A 17,957-nucleotide genomic window follows, 5' to 3' on the forward strand; every position below is an offset into this window, starting at 1 on the left:
AATCAAATAGTTTCTGGGAAGTATTAAAAGATGTAATAAGCAATGGATTATGAAAATACTAGCTTATTAATGGCTGTGTTTTGTAGAAGAAATCATGGTTAGTCAACATGCCTGACTTCAAATATTACTTCTGACATCCAATTTATGCTTGGTTTCATGAATTCGCACCATTCACAAGATTTTCACAGAATTAATGATTATACTAATTAACAGGATGTTCAAATGAAAATGATTATCAATATTGGTTTAGGTGAATAGCAGTTACTATCTAATTCAATCTATGGACGTCATCATTTTCGAACTAAATTACATAATAAGGAGTATACGTATGAAAAAAACTATGCTTTTAAAATTAGTAAGTATTCTAGCAATTTTTACTTTAATGTTAGTAGCTTGCTCAGATTCAAGTAAGGAAACTTCGAAAGCTAATAAAGGTGATAGTAGTGATAAGCCAAAAACGGTTGAAATTACTGATGCACATGGAACTGTTAAAGTCCCTGTAAATCCAAAGAATGTAGTTGCTTTAGATAATAGAACGTTTGAAACTTTAGCTGATTGGGGAATTAAATTAGCGGCTGCTCCAAAGGATATCATGCCTGCGGATTCAGCATATAAAAAAGATGATTCAGTTAAAAATATCGGGAATCACCGCGAACCAAATCTTGAAATTATTGCAGCGGCAAACCCTGACCTTGTAATCGTTGGTCAAAGATTTGCTGATCATTACGAAGAAATCAAAAAATTAGTGCCAAATGCAGCTGTTATTGATCTTAATTTTGATGTTTCTGAGAGATCTACTAAGCCTGGAGAAAACTTAGTAAAAGGACTTAAAAATTCTACAACTACTTTAGGAAAAATCTTTGCTAAAGATAAAGAAGCTAAACAATTAGTAGCTGATTTCGATAAATCTATTGAAAAAGCAAAATCTGCTTATAACGGAAAAGATAAAGTTATGAGTGTTATCGTTACTGGTGGAAATATTGGCTTTGCTGCGCCGCACTCTGGTCGCGTTTGGGGACCTATGTATGAAATTTTCGGTTGGACTCCAGCATTAGAAGTTTCGAATTCTACTGCAGGTCATAAAGGTGATGACGTTTCTGTTGAAGCTATCGCACAAACAAATCCTGATTGGCTTTTCGTATTAGATCGTGATGCTGCAACATCTGATGCAGCTAAGTCAGCTCCTGCTCAGGATGTTATTTCTAAATCACCAGCTCTTCAAAATACAACTGCTGTTTCTAAAAAACAAGTTATTTATGCACCAGCAGATACTTACACAAATGAATCAATTCAGACTTATATAGAGTTATTTGGAAATCTTGCAAAAACTTTAGCTAAGTAGTGTAAAGGGGTACGAAACAGTGTCAAAAAATATGATTTCTAGGGTTGAGAATATTTCTCAACCCCAGTTTTATAATCACAATAAAATATGGACAAAACCTTTTATAATAGCGGTTATAGTTGTTATAATTTTAGGGATTATATCACTGTTTACTGGAGTTTATGATATACGTGGACAAGAGGACGGAATGGAGATGTTTTTCATCACTCGTGTTCCGAGAACAGTTGCATTAATGCTTACTGGAGCTGCAATGGCAATGGCAGGGCTCGTAATGCAATTAATTACACAGAATCGTTTTGTTGAACCTACTACAACGGGGACGATTGAATGGTCAGGCTTAGGCCTGCTTTTTGTATATTTATTATTTCCTGCCCCGACTTTAGTTCAAAGAATGACTGGTGCAATCATTTTTTCTTTTATAGGAACTATGATTTTCTTTTTATTTTTAAGAAGAGTTAAACTTCGTTCTTCTTTAATTGTCCCAATTATTGGATTGATGCTTGGAGCAGTTATTTCTGCAGTGTCTACTTTTTTGGGACTCCTTTTTCAAATGACGCAAAGTATTGAAACTTGGTTCGTAGGTTCATTTGCTACTGTTCAGGTGGGAAGATATGAATATTTATGGCTGATTGTTATCGTTACTTTGTTTATTTTTATGTATGCTAATAGATTGACTTTAGCTGGACTAGGAGAAGATGTCGCAACAAGCCTTGGAGTTAATTACAATAGAATTGTTCTTTTTGGGACTGGTCTTATCTCTGTTGCTGTTGGAATTGTTGCGGCTGTTATTGGAAACTTACCTTTCTTGGGATTAATTGTTCCAAACATTGTTTCCATGTTTAGAGGGGATGATCTTAGGAGTAATTTACCTTGGGTATGTGTGATCGGAATGGGGACAATCACTGCCTGTGACATCATTTCTCGAACAATTATAAAGCCGTTTGAATTACCTGTTTCTTTAATACTTGCAACAGTGGGAGCGGTCGTGTTTATTACTATTCTATTGAGACGAAGAAAACCAAGGAGGCTGCGATGATCACATTAGATTATAGAAATAAAGAAAATGTCGAAGTCGATTCTAGCCTTCATAATGAAAGTAGATCAGCTAGTGCTTTTCGTTCTAAGAAGGAGGCAAGACGTTATTGGATTGTACTGACAACATTGATTGCTTTAGGTCTCCTTTCTTCATATGGACTTTTAGTTTATAACAATCCAGTTCCGATAGATTCACCTTCTTTTATCCCGGTTGTTAAGAGAAGGATAGTAGCTATTGTTGCAATGATTATTGCTGCAGTTTGCCATAGTTTATCGACAGTCGCTTTCCAATCTATTACGAATAATAAGATTATTACTCCTTCACTTTTAGGTTTCGAATCACTTTATTCAGCAATTCAAACGAGTACAATATTCTTCTTTGGTGCTAGTGCATTAATCAATTTTAATGGAATTGGATCATTTTTATTTCAAGTTGTTGTGATGGTCTTCATGAGTTTGATACTTTATGGGTGGTTACTTTCCGGTAAATACGGGAATTTACAACTTATGCTTTTAGTTGGAATTATTATTGGTACCGGGCTAAATTCTGTGTCAACTTTTATGAGAAAACTACTTGCGCCTTCAGAATTTGATATTTTACAAGCGAGATTATTTGGTTCTGTTAATCATGCAGACCCTGCATATTTTCCTATTGTAATTCCTATGATCATAATTGTAGCAGTATTAATTTTTGCTCATTCTAAGAAGTTGAATGTTTTGTCATTAGGAAAGGATGTTGCTACTTCTTTTGGGGTTAAATATCAACCTAGTGTAATTTATACGCTTGTGTTAGTTGCTATTTTGATGTCTATCTCAACAGCTCTAATTGGGCCACTTACTTTCTACGGCTTTTTAGTAGCAACTTTGAGTTATCAGGCGGCGTCAACTTATGATCATAGATATATTTTCCCAATGGCTTTTGCTATAGGATTTTTAATAATGACGAGTGCATACTTTTTAATGTATCATGTATTCCATGCTCAAGGTGTAGTTTCAGTTATTATTGAATTATTTGGTGGAATCATATTCTTAACTATAGTTTTAAGGAAGAGGGCTTTATGATAAAAATAGATAATGTTAAAAAGTTCTATACTGATAAGGTGAGAATAGGACCTTTGGATATTGAAATACCAAAAGCGGGCTTTACTTCTTTAATTGGACCAAATGGCGCTGGAAAGTCTACGACACTTTTGATGATTGGAAGACTTTTAGATATGGATGAAGGTCAAATTCAGGTAGCGAATATGGATGTTTCTGAATCCAAATCAAAAGACTTAGCAAAAATTTTGACTATATTGCGACAAGAAAATCATTTTGTAACGAGGCTTACTGTTAGACAATTAGTTGGATTTGGGCGCTTTCCTTATTCAAAGGGAAGATTAACTAAAGAAGATGAGGTTATTATTTCTAAATATATCGATTTCTTAGATTTAACTAGTTTAGAGAATAGATATTTAGATGAGCTTTCTGGTGGTCAAAGACAAAGGGCATATGTAGCGATGGTATTGTGCCAAGAGACTGAATATGTGCTATTGGACGAGCCTCTGAACAACCTTGATGTTGCGCGCTCTGTTCAAATGATGGAGCATTTGAGACGTGCAGCTAATGAATTCGGAAGAACAATTTTGACTGTTATGCATGACATAAATTTTGCAGCTAAATACTCTGATAAAATTTGTGCTATGAAAGATGGACAAATTGCTGCTTTTGGAACAGTAGAAGAGGTTATGGACCCAACACTTTTGACAGATATTTTTGAAACAAAAATTGAAATTATCAATGGTCCTTATGGGCCGATCGCTGTTTATTAGTTACAAAATGAGTATGCAAAAAAAGCTGCTGTCTATATTTTATAGGCAGCAGCTTTTTTTGCGATTAACCATTCCGCGGATATTTCATTTGCGACGCTTTGAGCGCTCAGAATATGAGGTTGTATTTATAAAAAAGTTCTTTTGCATAAGGTGAATGTTATTCTCTCATTTCGAAAATGTCGTAATCAAAAGAGGTGATTAACATTATGCTTACAGTGCGATTTTACATGTGGTGATATACTGGGGATAGGTTTTATGAGTGTTTGTTGTGTCGGTTTTTGTCGATAAGTCGATATATTTTGATAATCGCTGATATATTTGGAGTTGCGCCGATATATTTCGAAAATCGCCGATATAATTTGAGTTGCGCTGATATATTTGAAAAATCGCTGATATATTTTGGAGGGGGATAAAGATGATTGTGAAAGAACGGAAAATGCCCATACATTTGCTCCAATTAGAAGCTTTACTTAGAAGATTGCCTGCTCATCATCCAAAAAGGAATGTGGTGGTTGAGAATCTATCGAAATTTAAGGCTGGCTATAAAGGAGAGCAGGCGATTGAATATCCACTTAGTTTCTTATCCGAAACAGAATATAGTATTTTACATGATATTAGGTTGTTTGATCAGAAACATTATTTTCAAATTGATACCCTCATAGTTTCATCCTACTTTCTTCTTTTTCTTGAGATAAAAAATATCATTGGTACATTAATTTTTGATGCAAAGTTTAATCAGCTCATTCGAATAGCAGATGGTACTGCGGAAGAAGGGTTCCCAGACCCGATTGTACAACTGAAACGGCAAGAGACGCAGCTGAGAAGATGGTTGCATCTACATGGTATATATAATATTCCGATTGAATCCCTCGTTGTAATTAGTTCACCTCGTACAATTATTAAAACTTCAGATGAAATACTTTCCGGTAAAATTATTCACGGCGCAAATTTACCTAATAGAATAAAGCAGATTAAACATCAATATAAAGAAAAAGTTATTAGCAATATAAATGGACTTATAGATCAAATTATGAATGGGCATTCTCCGCAGCGACAAAATATTCTGGAGCAATACAAAATTAAAAAAGAGGAATTGCTCAGGGGAGTACAGTGTGGGGAATGTTTTACCATGGCGATGTTAAAAGAAAAACAGGGATGGCGTTGCTTAAACTGTAATAGTATATCTAAACAGGCCCATTTACGTGCTTTACAAGATTACACATTTTTGTTTGGTATGATAACCACTAACAGCAAATTGAGGGACTTTCTTAATATGCAATCTAGTTCTGCGGTTAAAAGACTTCTTCAAACAATGAACATTCCCCACACCGGCACCAACAAAGGCCGAAAATATGATTTAACTCACCTTCAATCATAATTTTGCTATAATAAATAAGTATTTACGTGAAGGAGAGTGTGAAATGAAGTTTAATATCGATCATTACATAGCTAGCGTTTTACAATGGATATTGAATATAGCGTTAATTATATTGTCCATTGTTTTATCGATCTTTTTAATTAACGAGACGATTACATTTATTCAATACATATTTTCAACAAAGGAATATACATCGTATAAATTGGTTGAGAGCATCATCGTTTATTTCTTATACTTCGAGTTCATCGCATTGATTATTAAGTATTTTAAGTCGAATTATCATTTCCCGTTACGTTATTTTATTTATATCGGAATTACGGCGTTAATTCGTTTAATTATCGTATCTCATGAGGAACCGATGGAGACGTTGTTATATGCGGGATCGATACTTGTTTTAGTTATCGCTTTATACATATCAAATATGAGAGATTTGAGAAAAGAGTAGTAGTGCAGACATAAGTTTGCACTACTTTTTTATGTCTTGACCTTAAAGTTACTTGAAAGTTTACAATGTAAATAGGACGTTTGAAATCGAAAAAAATTGAGAAATTAAGTGAAGAGGTTTCTTTTACTTGGAGGTTATAGGAATGAATCAGGAATTGAAGTTACGTCCATTAGAACGAGAAGATTTAAAGTTTGTACACGAACTGAATAATAATGCACATATTATGTCGTATTGGTTTGAAGAGCCGTATGAAGCTTTTGTAGAACTACAGGATTTATATGATAAACATATACACGATCAAAGTGAACGCCGTTTTATTCTGGAGAAAGATAATGAGATGGTTGGGTTAGTGGAGTTAGTAGAAATCGATTATATTCATCGAAGAACGGAATTTCAAATTATTATTGATCCGAATTACCAAGGGCATGGTTACGCAGCGGAAGCGACGCGTTTAGCGATGGATTACGCTTTTTCTGTATTAAATATGCATAAACTCTATTTAGTTGTTGATAAAGAGAATGAAAAAGCAGTACATGTTTATAAAAAAGTTGGATTTATGGTGGAAGGTGAACTTCTCGACGAGTTTTTCGTGGATGGCAACTATCATAATGCGATAAGAATGTGTATGTTTCAGAAGGAATATTTTGAAAGCAAGTAGTTGAATGATTTGGAAGTAATGTTGACGCTTCATAAAACCGTGTGCTAAAATCCCTTTTAAGTATTAAGGAAGGTGCAGAACATGCTTTATATAAAATTTGTAAAACTCATTAGAAAACTTTGCTCCGCACAAATGTATACGGTGAAGCGTTGTACGGAGCTTAATCAGGGGGTATAAATACCCTATATTCATCGGCTGAATAACTTTTTGAAAAAAGTATAGTTTACCTATGCTTATTTCGTTATGGTTTTTCAGCTGATGTATAAAATAGATTAAGGGGCCATAGACAATGCTTTGTCTATGGCCCTTTGTGTATATTATTCCAATGAGCTTTTACTGTAAATTGGAGTAGTATAGGAAAAACCACGAAGCAGAGGGCTAGTGTCGAATGACGCTATCTCTCTGCTTTTTTAATTTCAGGAAAAGAGGAATAAAAATGAGTTTACTTAAAGTTGAAAGTTTATCACATAGTTTTATAGATAAAGTATTATACGAAAATGCTTCTTTTGATTTGCATAAAGGGGAACATATGGGGATTGTAGGACAGAATGGTGCAGGAAAAAGCACATTAATGAAAATATTGGTGGGGGAAATTATTTCTGATAAGGGGAGCATTAAGTGGCAACCAAATATTCAAATTGGACATCTTGATCAATATGCAGAAATTGATGGGAGCTATACCATTTCACAATATTTAAAGAGAGCATTTTATGATTTATTTGAAATGGAAAAGAGAATGAATAAGCTATACGAAGAAAGTGCGATGATTGGAGATGGGAATCAACTATTGAAGGCAGCTGAAATACAAGGGCAGCTTGAGGCTCGTGATTTTTATTCCGTAGACAGCGTAATAAATAAGGTGGCAGCCGGTTTAGGTATTGATGCGATTGGGATGAATCGTGTTATTGGTGAATTAAGCGGAGGACAACGGGCAAAGGTAATTTTAGCAAAGCTTTTATTAGAAGAGCCTAATATTTTATTACTAGATGAACCGACAAACTTTCTTGATAAAGAGCATGTTGAATGGCTTGCTAATTATTTAATGAATTTTGAAGGGGCGTTTATTGTCGTGTCACATGATTTTGATTTCCTAGAAAAAGTGACTTCTTGCATATGTGATGTAGAGTTTGGAACGGTGAAGAAGTATTACGGCAAATACTCAGATTTTGTAAGACAAAAGGAGCATTTGCGAAAAGATTATATTCGACAATATTATGCACAGCAAAAGAAAATTGAAAAAACGGAAGAGTATATTCGTAGAAATATTGCTGGAGTGAATTCAAAAATAGCGCAAGGACGTAGGAAGCAGTTGCAACGTATGGAAAGAATCGCACCACCAAGTTTTACTCATAAACCGTCTATTCATTTTCAGGAACTTCCTATTTCAGTTCAGACAGTTCTTGAAGTAAATAATCTTGAAGTTGGTTACGATTTTGCTCTCTTACCAAAATTGAATTTTTTAGTGATGGGTGGGCAAAAACTTGTTATTACAGGGTTCAACGGAATAGGGAAATCTACTTTATTAAAAACAATCGTTGGAACTATTTCTAGTATTGCCGGAGAATTTCACTTCTCAGAGCAAATAAAGATTGGATATTATGAGCAAAATCTGAATTGGAGCAACGATTCTTTAACGCCGCTGCAAATTATTTCAGAACAGTTTCCTAAACTGAATATGAAGGAGATACGTCATCATTTAGCTGCATGTGGTGTGAAGGATACTCATGTTTCACAAGAAATTCGTACGTTGAGTGGTGGTGAACAATCAAAGGTTAAATTATGCGGATTATTATTATCACCTTGTAATTTCTTAATTTTAGATGAGCCGACAAATCATTTAGATGCAGAAGCGAAGGGAGCTTTGCAAAAGGCACTCATTCAGTTTAAAGGTAGCATTATACTCGTATCTCACGAAGCAAATTTTTATCTTGATTGGGCAGATAGTATTTTTAATATAGAGACAGGGTTAGTTAAGGGGGTGTGAAACATATGAGTGAAAATAATTGGCAAACGAAAATTATATTATTTTTGACCGCTCAAACTATTTCTTTGTTCGGTTCTTCTCTCGTACAGTACGCGATTATATGGTATATCACCCTTACAACATCGTCAGGATTAATGTTGACTATTTCAACCGTTTGTGGTTTCCTACCACAAATCGCGATCTCTTTATTTGCAGGTGTTTGGATTGATCGTTACGATCGTAAAAAAATGATTATGTTATCGGACGGGGTTATAGCAATTGCTACGTTGGTTTTAGCAATTTTATTTTTAACGGGATATAAAAGTATTTGGTTACTTTTTATAGTACTACTCATTCGTTCAGCTGGGACAGGGGTACAAACGCCAGCTGTGAATGCGTTAATCCCACAAATCGTGCCAAAGGATTATCTTATGAAAGTAAATGGGATGAATAGCAGTATTACATCTTTAATTATGTTTCTTTCTCCAGCAGCAAGTGCTGCAATTCTTTCTATTGCTAGCATTGAAACGACATTTTTTATTGATGTTATTACGGCTATGATTGGAATTAGTATTATGTTAATCATTCAAGTGGAGAGACATGTGAATACAGAGAGTAAGCAAAAATCTAATCTACAAGGTATAAAAGAAGGCTTTGCTTACTTAAAAGAAAATGTATTTATTAAAAGGCTACTCTTTTTATTAGTCATTGTCATGATTTTAATAAGTCCAGCCGCCTTTTTAACACCTTTAATGGTAACTCGTTCTTTCGGTGCAGAAATGTGGAGACTTACTGCTAGTGAGATGACGTTTAGTGCCGGTGCAGCAGCTGGTGGCGTATTGATTGCGGCATGGAGTGGTTTCCGTAATCGTATGCATACAACAGCGCTAGCTTGTGCGTTGTATGGACTGCTTATGATTGGACTAGGGATTGCTCCGTTATTTATTGTGTATTTAGTATTTAACTTTTTAATTGGTATAACAATGCCGTACTTCAATACACCGGTTACCGTGTTATTGCAGGAAAAAGTAGAACCTTCTATGCACGGCCGAATGTTTAGTTTTGTACAAATCGCTAATTCATGCGCGCTTCCTTTAGGAATGATAATATTTGGCCCATTGGCTGATATGTTTAGTGTAGAAATTTTGTTAATTTATGCCGGGATATTCGTGCTATTGTGTGCGATTTATGTTGTAGTAAGCAAGAGGTTTGAAGTGTAAATATTTATGTTTGAAAAGGTTTATGAGGCAATGTAGGGTGCTTCATAAACCTTTTTCTATTTATACCAATCAATAATTATTTATTGTAAAACGATAAATAATTATTGACGATTGATTTTGTTTTAAGTAATATGATGTTAATAATCTAAGGGTAATTATATGAATAGAGGAGAATGTGAAATGATAAATAAATACGTAGTAGCTATTTCTTTCATGATTTTAGCGATCATTTCTTTAGCTATACATGCTTCGAACAGTAAAGTGGGAGCGAATGGATTCCTTGAAGAACCTTTCTTTTTCCTAGTACCAATAAGTTATGTATTGTTCTTGAGTGGTATTGGTGTATTACTATTTGGATTTATTACTTCAAAGCTGAAAAAAAGTAATAGATAAAATGAAGTTTAAGTAGTAAGGGATCCATTAATCAGGACAAAATACTCACTATAAGATAGGAACATATTATATGGAAGAAAAATAATAAGTGAGCTGAATCATGATGAATCATTATTTTTATAGTGGTAGACAAGTGGGAGCAGCTATTACTTTGGCAGGAGCACAGGGGACAATTCATGCTGTGAATCAAGCGATTCAAATGCAGCAGCAAGCATATTTTGCACAAATGATGCAAGGGCAGTATATGTCGTACTCACAGCCTCCGATGCAAATTGTACATTACAATGTGCATCCAGCGGGTTTATTTTCCATTCCATATGGCGGGACATACTTCTTATGAAAGAAAGCGACTGATAAGAGTCGCTTTCTTTTTTTATATTCCGCCTAGTTTCATTCCAAGGAATGCAAAAAGGATGCCGATTATATAAGTTGCGCTTACATATAAAAATAGTACACCAAGGTTTTTACGATTGAAGAGCTGAATGGACTCTAGTTTAAATGTTGAAAATGTCGTAAAGGCACCCATAAATCCAGTACCTATTAATAATTGCCAGCTTGTAGTGACTCCGTTTCCGATTATATATCCGAGTAAAAACGCGCCTGTTATATTAATGAGAAATGTAGCAATTGGAAAGGAAGTTTTATTTCTTTTTTTAAACCAATTACTAATTGCAAATCGTGTAATAGCACCGAAAAATCCACCTGTTGCCACTAATAAAGCTTCTATCATAAGTGATCACCTTCCGTAAGATGTTTCTTAATTAAGAAATCACCTAGTGTATAGCCAAGACCAGACATAATGAGACCACCAAGTATGCTGCATGATACATATAAGAAAGCCGTACCCCATTCAGAAAGATGGATTAGTTGCACAGTTTCTACACTAAATGTTGAAAACGTCGTAAAGGAACCGATGAATCCAGTCCCAATGCCTGTGATAATTTCTGAAGGCAAGATGTTTCTCCGAGCGATATAGGTAGTCAGCCACGCTAATAAGAAGCAGCCGAGTAAGTTGATGAGCAATGTAGCTAGCGGAAATGAATGATTCCATGAAGTATGAATAGTAAGACCTAAATAATAGCGAGAAAGGGCTCCTAATATACCGGCTATGCCAACGATAATATAAATCAATTTCTTCACCTCTTTAAATAGCTTGCTCAAAAAAATAGACTCCTACCAGTAGTTATACTGGTAGGAGTCATTAGCTAAGCAGCAGTTATGGCGAACTCCATCGCCTATGATTATTACATATAGTGTACTAAAAATTGCGTAGAATTTCCAGTGAAAAAGTGGAGCTGTTTTGTATGTATGTGATGGTTTAAGATAGAGAATTTATACTTATAAACTAAATATAGTGATATAAGGTTTTTGATATGATAAAATGTTTCGTATGTCTGTCATTCGCTTCAGTTAACTGAAAATAAAGAAAAGTAAAATTGGTAGTTTTAGAAAAGGAGTCGTTCGTTTGAAAAAATTATTAAAAATAGTACTTATATGTATTTTAGTAGGAGTGGGAGTTGTAGGTGGTTTTTTAGCGTATATGACACTTACAAAAGAACAGCCGGCTAATGTTATAAGTTTGAAGGTGGAAAATAATAAGGAACGCGTGTTAGCGCTTGGAAATGAATTTAAAGTTACAACATTTAATATTGGATATGCTGGATTAGATAAGGATCAAGACTTCTTTATGGATGGTGGAAAAGGTTCTGGTTCAAGTAGTAAAGAGCAAACGGAAACGAATTTAAAGAAAATGCTTTCGTTTTTACAAAATGAGAATAGTGATTTTACGTTGTTACAAGAAGTTGATATAAAATCAATGCGATCTTTTGATGTAAATGGGCATGAATTTTTGAAAAAAGGATTACCTGATTATGCTTCGTCGTTCGGAAAGAACTATGATACAAAATGGGTCCCTGTACCAATTACAAGTCCAATGGGATATGCGGAGGCTGGATTAAGTACGTTTTCTAAATATACAGTTCAAACAGCGCAGAGGTTCCAGCTTCCTGGAATGGAGCCTTGGCCAAAGCGTTTGTTTGATTTAGATCGAGCGATTGTTGAGCATAAAATACCTGTTAATAATGGGAAGTTTGTGAGACTCGTAAATTTACATTTGTCTGCGTATGATGAAGGCGGGAAAATTAGAAAACAGCAAGTAGAGTTTTTAAAAGAATATATGAACAAGCATTATGAAAATGGTGATTACGTAATAATGGGCGGAGATTGGAATCAATTACTTTCTAACGTTCAATTAAGTGATCCGAAGTTTGTGAAAGAGCGTCCTGAGTGGTTAGTAGAGTTACCAAAGGACTTTACTGATGGTGGCTTTAAGTGGGCTGTAGATCCATCTGTTATGACGGTGAGAGATGATGTGAAGAAGTATGTGGAAGGTGAAAACTTTGTCACGATTATTGATGGTTTTATCGTTTCACCGAATGTGGAAATTGTAAATGTACAAGGGAAAGATTTAAAGTTTGAAAATAGCGATCATAACCCAGTAAGTGCGGTATTTAAGCTGAAGTAATCGATATGTATAAGTAGAAGGTGGGGCTTCATATATGGAGTGGTTAAAGAGAACTTGTTTTTCTAACCTGGAGAAAGAATCACAGAAAAATCATTTATTGCTGTTCATTACGATTTGTAGTTTCTTTCTTGGAATAATCGCGATTGGGTATTACGGATATATTTTTACAGAGAGAGCAATAGCGTTTTGGGTTTGTGGTATTTCAGTTGTTGTATTTGGAACGCTGTTTACTTTTATAGAAAGCATGGAAGCGATGTATAAATATATCATGACATTTATGCTGCTTATTATGTCTTTCGTTATGGTACAAGCTTTTAATGAAAGTCCGGCTGTATTTCAAATGGTCTACTTTACATTAGCAGTTTCACTTATTTATTTAAGTGAACGTCTCGTTATCATTCTCGGCGGAGTGGCGGTTTTTATCACATTTATTCTTTGTAGTTATTGGCCGGAGCAATTTTTTGCTTATACAGCGGCATCTGAAGCTGCAAACTTCGCAAGCTTGTTAGCGATCGTAACGATCGCAATGTGGGGCGTAACGAAGATTGGCTCTAATTTGTTAGCTCGTTTAAGCGATGAGAAGCAAGAAGTAATGAGGAAAGCTCAGGAGCTAGAAGAGACTCAAAGACTGATTGAGGAAACGGTTGTGAAACTACATAGTAATTTCAATCATTTAAGACAAAATATAAATACATCGATGGAGTCGATGAGTGAAATTAATTTCGCTTTTGAAGAGGTGGCAGTTGGCACCCAATCACAATCAGAGATGATGCATCGTTCAGTAGAAGTATTGAATGATATGGAGGGGAATATTGAACAAATCATTTCGCAAGTAAGAAATGCATCGACTCGTGTTGATGAAAGTTTAGAGATTTCAAAGGGTAGTGTACATACTTTACGAAATTTTGAAGCGAATATGAGAAGTTTAAATGATGTTGTTTCACAATCAGGAATTATATTTAGAGATTTAATGATGCAGTCGAAGCAAATTAATGAAATTGTAGATGTAATAACGAATATCTCAAGTCAGACGAGTTTGCTAGCTTTAAATGCAAATATTGAAGCGGCAAGAGCAGGCGAGCATGGAAAAGGATTTGCTATTGTAGCGAATGAAGTATTAAAGCTTGCCGAAGAATCGAATCGCTCTGCGGGGAGAATTCAAGGTATTTTGAAGGAGTTTAGTAATCAGGCAAGTAAAGTGGAAGTACAGGTAGAAAAATCAGAAAAAGTACAAGAAGAATGTAATGAAATGCTAGCAAGTGTTTTAACAAATGTAACGGATTTAGGGAAGTTTATTGATGCAATTAATGATGTAATGAGAGAGATTGTTGGTCATCAAGAAAACTTGCAGGTTAAAACGACAAATATCGTAAAGGATGTTACACATGCTTCTAATGTAATTCAGCAAACTTCTGCGGCTACGGAAGAAGTGTTAGCAAGTGTGGAAGAAGAAAAACATCGAAATGATATATCGGTGAAGACGTTGCATACTGTTAGCGAGCAAGTGAAGTTGCTAGAAAATATTTTAGAAAAGTAATATTGATTGAAAAGGGCACACTATGTGTGCTCTTTTTTCATTTAAATGAATACTTGATAGTAATTTAATTGCTTTTCTTTGAGTTTTCTGCCAAGCTTAAGGAGATAAAGTGAGACTTTAATTAGTGTGGCTATACGCTACTGATTATTAGTTGAACCCCGCAAATAGCGGAATAAAATACTTCAAAGAAAGAATTATATAGGTGACGCATATGATCGAAGTTAAGACTTCTGAACTTAGTGATGGAGAATTTAATAGAGGTGTATTTGCAACTCGTGATATTAAAAAGGGTGAGTTGATTCACTCAGCACCAGTTATCTCTTATCCGAATGAACAGCATGAACACATTGAGAAAACGTTACTTGCTGACTACGCATTTGAGTATGGGGTAAATCATACAGCATTCCTTTTAGGATACGGCATGTTATTTAATCATGCATATAATCCGAATGCAACGTATGATATTGTCTTTGAAAATCACACGTTTAACTTCTTTGCTTACAAAGATATAAAAGCGGGAGAAGAGATTCTAATCAATTATAATGGTGAAGTTGATGACGATGAGCTATTATGGTTTGATAAGGAAAAAGAAGAGAACGAAAAGTAAATTATAATAAGTAATAAAAAAGATGCTTTTACATAGGTAAAAGCATCTTTTTTATTGATGAAAATAAAGTAAAGATTACAAAAAAATACCACTTTATTTTCGTATGGTATAGTAAGATACTGAAGGATAGTGTTTTGAAAAAGTAATATATTTTACAAATTGTTGTCTTTCTGATGACATGTCAAGTTTAGTAGCCCATTTGGGTTGCTTTATTATGCAATATATATTTTAATATGAGTGGCACCTCTTATAAATTAAGAGGTTTATAGGTGTCTCGAATTGATTTTGGGTACACTGTATCCACCACTTTAGGTTCGTTCATGTATGTGGGGATATTATGGGCCCGTATAACGGGATAAAAAGAATATAGAAATAGAGGAATCGTAAAATGAATATGCAAGAGGTTTATAAATATTTAAGTACGGTATTGCCTGAAGGTCATGTGAAACAAGATGAAATGTTAAAGAATCATACGCATATTAAAGTTGGTGGAAAAGCAGATGTGTTCGTTGCACCGACAAATTATGATGAAATTCAAGAAGTTATCAAATATGCTAACGAATATAATATTCCAGTTACGTTTTTAGGAAATGGATCGAATGTCATTATTAAAGATGGTGGAATTCGTGGGATTACCGTAAGTTTAATTCACATTACAGATGTGACTGTAACAGGAACGACGATTGTGGCACAGTGTGGTGCAGCAATTATTGATGTATCACGTATTGCATTAGATCATAATTTAACGGGTCTTGAGTTTGCTTGTGGTATTCCAGGTTCAGTTGGCGGAGCTTTATATATGAATGCTGGCGCATACGGCGGTGAAGTATCGTTTGTATTAACAGAAGCTGTCGTAATGACAGGTGATGGAGAGTTACGTACTTTAACGAAAGAAGCATTTGAATTTGGATATCGTAAGAGTGTATTTGCAAACAACCATTACATTATTCTTGAAGCGAGATTTGAGCTTGAAGAAGGTGTGCGTGAAGAAATTAAAGAAAAAATGGATGATTTAACGTTTAAACGTGAATCAAAACAGCCTCTAGAATACCCTTCATGTGGTAGTGTATTTAAGCGTCCACCAAATAACTTTGCTGGTAAATTGATTCAAGAATCAGGACTACAAGGTAAGCGAATTGGCGGAGTGGAAGTTTCTTTAAAACACGCTGGATTTATGGTGAATGTTGATAACGGAACAGCACAAGATTACATCGATTTAATTCACTTTGTACAAAAGACTGTTGAAGAGAAATTTGGCGTGAAGTTAGAGCGAGAAGTAAGGATTATTGGAGAAGATCTATAATAATCTTTGAATTAAAAGCGTATAAAAGTATGAATTATTTTAAAATAACATTTGGGTATTGTTGACAATTTGTTTTCAATTCAATATAATGGCTAATAATTTAACAAATAACATACGTTGAAAGAGCCCAGTAGCAGTTTGTCACTGTTAACGAGAGAGCTAGGGGTTGCTGGAACCTAGCACAAACAAACTTGCGAATTACACTCTGGAGTATCTTAGGTAATGCTAAGCGGATTGGCAATCGATATTATTGCTAAGAGTGGTATGAGTAGCTATGCTATTTATACAAACTGGGTGGTAACACGGTGAATAATCGTCCCTATGTCATAGACATAGGGACTTTTTGTTTTAAAAAATAAAGGGGATGACAAAAGATGAATATTATTGATGAATTAGAATGGCGCGGCGCTGTGAATCAACAGACTGATGAAGAAGGTTTACGTAAGCTAGTAGAAGAGAAAAAGATTTCACTATACTGCGGAGTTGATCCGACTGGTGATAGTATGCATATTGGACATTTAATTCCGTTTATGATGATGAAGAGATTCCAGTTAGCTGGCCATCATCCAGTTATTTTAATTGGTGGGGCAACAGGAACGATTGGTGATCCGAGCGGACGTCAATCAGAACGTCAACTTCAAACGTTAGAAGTAGTTCAGCATAATGTGGATGCGTTAACAGCGCAAATGAAAAAGCTATTTGATTTTGGCGGAAATAGCGAAGTGAAGATGGTAAATAACTACGACTGGACACATGAAATAAACATTATTGAGTTTTTACGTGATTACGGGAAGAACTTTAGCATTAATAGCATGTTAGCGAAGGATATTGTAGCAAGTCGTTTAGATACAGGAATTTCTTTCACAGAATTTACGTACCAAATTTTGCAAGCGATGGATTTCCATCATTTATACACGAAAGAAGATGTTCAACTGCAAATTGGTGGTAGTGACCAATGGGGAAATATTACGAGTGGTTTAGATTTAATTCGTAAGTTAGAAGGGCACGAAGCGAAAGTATTCGGATTAACGATTCCGTTATTATTGAAATCAGATGGAACGAAGTTCGGTAAATCAGCAGGTGGTGCAGTTTGGCTTGATCCTGAAAAAACAACACCATTTGAATTTTACCAGTTCTGGGTGAATACAGATGACCGTGATGTAGTGAAATACTTGAAATACTTTACGTTCTTAACGAAAGAGCGCATTGATGAATTGGCAGTGAAGGTAGAAACAGAGCCTCATAGACGTGAAGCGCAAAAAGTATTAGCGGAAGAAATGACGAAATTCGTTCATGGAGCAGAGGCACTCCTGCAAGCTGAGAAGATTACAGCAGCGTTATTTAGCGGAGATATTAAATCGTTAACAGCTGATGAAATTGAGCAAGGTTTTAAAGAGATGCCAACATTCCAGTCTTCAAAAGAGACAAAAAACATCGTAGAATGGCTAGTCGATTTAGGGATTGAACCATCTAGACGACAAGCACGTGAAGATATTAATAATGGAGCTATTTCTATGAATGGTGAAAAAGTAACGGATGTGGGTACAAATGTTACTGTAGAAAATTCATTTGATGGACGATTTATTATTATTCGTAAAGGGAAGAAGAACTACAGCCTTGTGAAGTTAGGAGAATAGTTTGTGTGAAAGGATGGGAGTAGGAAGAATACTTCCATTCTTTCATATACACAATTTAGACATAAAATAATCAGTAAATTTAGATAATTTAAAAGGGTTATATT

18 protein-coding genes, 1 riboswitch and 1 other annotated feature are annotated in these 17,957 nt (G+C 34.9%); of the genes, 16 read left to right on the forward strand and 2 right to left on the reverse strand.

Annotated features, from left to right (window positions below):
• The first annotated feature begins 328 nt into the window (after window positions 1–328).
• The 11 genes from QCI46_RS01860 (at window position 329) to QCI46_RS01910 (ending at window position 10,585) form a co-directional block, all read left to right on the forward strand.
• On the forward strand, window positions 329–1,342 hold the full coding sequence (locus QCI46_RS01860; RefSeq protein ID WP_353839472.1) for a siderophore ABC transporter substrate-binding protein: 1,014 nt from the start codon (window positions 329–331) through the stop codon (window positions 1,340–1,342).
• Window positions 1,343–1,361: 19 nt separating this feature from the next.
• Complete coding sequence (locus tag QCI46_RS01865; RefSeq protein ID WP_046955599.1) at window positions 1,362–2,378, forward strand: ABC transporter permease; 1,017 nt, start codon at window positions 1,362–1,364, stop codon at window positions 2,376–2,378.
• Window positions 2,375–3,439, forward strand: a complete 1,065-nt coding sequence (locus QCI46_RS01870; protein WP_327959566.1) for an iron chelate uptake ABC transporter family permease subunit — start codon at window positions 2,375–2,377, stop codon at window positions 3,437–3,439. Before QCI46_RS01865 ends, QCI46_RS01870 begins: the two co-directional genes overlap by 4 nt.
• Window positions 3,436–4,188, forward strand: coding sequence for an iron ABC transporter ATP-binding protein (locus tag QCI46_RS01875; protein WP_327959565.1), 753 nt, complete (start codon window positions 3,436–3,438; stop codon window positions 4,186–4,188). Before QCI46_RS01870 ends, QCI46_RS01875 begins: the two co-directional genes overlap by 4 nt.
• 415 nt (window positions 4,189–4,603) lie before the next feature.
• On the forward strand, window positions 4,604–5,566 hold the full coding sequence (locus QCI46_RS01880; protein ID WP_353839473.1) for a nuclease-related domain-containing protein: 963 nt from the start codon (window positions 4,604–4,606) through the stop codon (window positions 5,564–5,566).
• A 43-nt stretch (window positions 5,567–5,609) separates the two neighbouring features.
• Window positions 5,610–6,011 carry a phosphate-starvation-inducible protein PsiE gene (psiE, locus tag QCI46_RS01885; RefSeq protein WP_000671178.1) on the forward strand — a complete coding sequence of 134 codons (402 nt, stop codon included), beginning with the start codon at window positions 5,610–5,612 and terminating at the stop codon, window positions 6,009–6,011.
• 142 nt (window positions 6,012–6,153) lie between these two features.
• Window positions 6,154–6,669 carry a spermidine N1-acetyltransferase gene (speG, locus tag QCI46_RS01890; RefSeq protein WP_098088784.1) on the forward strand — a complete coding sequence of 172 codons (516 nt, stop codon included), beginning with the start codon at window positions 6,154–6,156 and terminating at the stop codon, window positions 6,667–6,669.
• Window positions 6,670–7,105: 436 nt separating this feature from the next.
• Window positions 7,106–8,653, forward strand: coding sequence for an ABC-F family ATP-binding cassette domain-containing protein (locus QCI46_RS01895; RefSeq protein WP_353839474.1), 1,548 nt, complete (start codon window positions 7,106–7,108; stop codon window positions 8,651–8,653).
• Window positions 8,654–8,658: 5 nt separating this feature from the next.
• On the forward strand, window positions 8,659–9,852 hold the full coding sequence (locus tag QCI46_RS01900; RefSeq protein WP_353839475.1) for an MFS transporter: 1,194 nt from the start codon (window positions 8,659–8,661) through the stop codon (window positions 9,850–9,852).
• Window positions 9,853–10,011: 159 nt separating this feature from the next.
• Window positions 10,012–10,245, forward strand: a complete 234-nt coding sequence (locus QCI46_RS01905) for a DUF3955 domain-containing protein (protein ID WP_080349982.1) — start codon at window positions 10,012–10,014, stop codon at window positions 10,243–10,245.
• 100 nt (window positions 10,246–10,345) lie between these two features.
• Window positions 10,346–10,585: a DUF3947 family protein gene (locus QCI46_RS01910; RefSeq protein ID WP_353839476.1), complete on the forward strand. Its 240-nt coding sequence runs from the start codon at window positions 10,346–10,348 to the stop codon at window positions 10,583–10,585.
• A 33-nt stretch (window positions 10,586–10,618) separates the two neighbouring features.
• On the opposite strand, the gene crcB (QCI46_RS01915) is transcribed toward QCI46_RS01910, so the two are convergent.
• A complete protein-coding gene (crcB, locus tag QCI46_RS01915; RefSeq protein ID WP_353839477.1) occupies window positions 10,619–10,975 on the reverse strand; it encodes a fluoride efflux transporter CrcB in 357 nt (118 codons plus the stop codon).
• Complete coding sequence (crcB, locus tag QCI46_RS01920) at window positions 10,972–11,376, reverse strand: fluoride efflux transporter CrcB (protein ID WP_179211913.1); 405 nt, start codon at window positions 11,374–11,376, stop codon at window positions 10,972–10,974. The genes crcB (QCI46_RS01915) and crcB (QCI46_RS01920) overlap by 4 nt, the downstream gene beginning before the upstream one ends.
• A 54-nt stretch (window positions 11,377–11,430) precedes the next feature.
• Window positions 11,431–11,490, reverse strand: a riboswitch (Fluoride riboswitch).
• A 220-nt stretch (window positions 11,491–11,710) separates the two neighbouring features.
• Between crcB (QCI46_RS01920) and QCI46_RS01925 the strand changes: the two genes are divergently transcribed.
• The 5 genes from QCI46_RS01925 (at window position 11,711) to tyrS (ending at window position 17,853) form a co-directional block, all read left to right on the forward strand.
• Window positions 11,711–12,769 carry an endonuclease/exonuclease/phosphatase family protein gene (locus QCI46_RS01925; protein ID WP_353839478.1) on the forward strand — a complete coding sequence of 353 codons (1,059 nt, stop codon included), beginning with the start codon at window positions 11,711–11,713 and terminating at the stop codon, window positions 12,767–12,769.
• A gap of 34 nt (window positions 12,770–12,803) precedes the next feature.
• Complete coding sequence (locus QCI46_RS01930; protein WP_353839479.1) at window positions 12,804–14,306, forward strand: DUF4077 domain-containing protein; 1,503 nt, start codon at window positions 12,804–12,806, stop codon at window positions 14,304–14,306.
• A 211-nt stretch (window positions 14,307–14,517) separates the two neighbouring features.
• Window positions 14,518–14,913, forward strand: a complete 396-nt coding sequence (locus tag QCI46_RS01935) for an SET domain-containing protein (protein WP_000573650.1) — start codon at window positions 14,518–14,520, stop codon at window positions 14,911–14,913.
• A 388-nt stretch (window positions 14,914–15,301) separates the two neighbouring features.
• The gene (gene murB / locus QCI46_RS01940) at window positions 15,302–16,216 is read left to right on the forward strand and encodes a UDP-N-acetylmuramate dehydrogenase (RefSeq protein ID WP_001057099.1); all 915 of its coding nucleotides are present in this window, start codon (window positions 15,302–15,304) and stop codon (window positions 16,214–16,216) included.
• Window positions 16,217–16,324: 108 nt separating this feature from the next.
• Window positions 16,325–16,540, forward strand: a binding site (T-box leader).
• A gap of 50 nt (window positions 16,541–16,590) precedes the next feature.
• On the forward strand, window positions 16,591–17,853 hold the full coding sequence (tyrS, locus tag QCI46_RS01945; RefSeq protein WP_327959560.1) for a tyrosine--tRNA ligase: 1,263 nt from the start codon (window positions 16,591–16,593) through the stop codon (window positions 17,851–17,853).
• Window positions 17,854–17,957: the final 104 nt, after the last annotated feature.

The sequence above is a fragment of the Bacillus cereus group sp. RP32 genome (assembly GCF_040459735.1).
Taxonomy (GTDB): Bacteria; Bacillota; Bacilli; order Bacillales; family Bacillaceae_G; genus Bacillus_A; species Bacillus_A wiedmannii.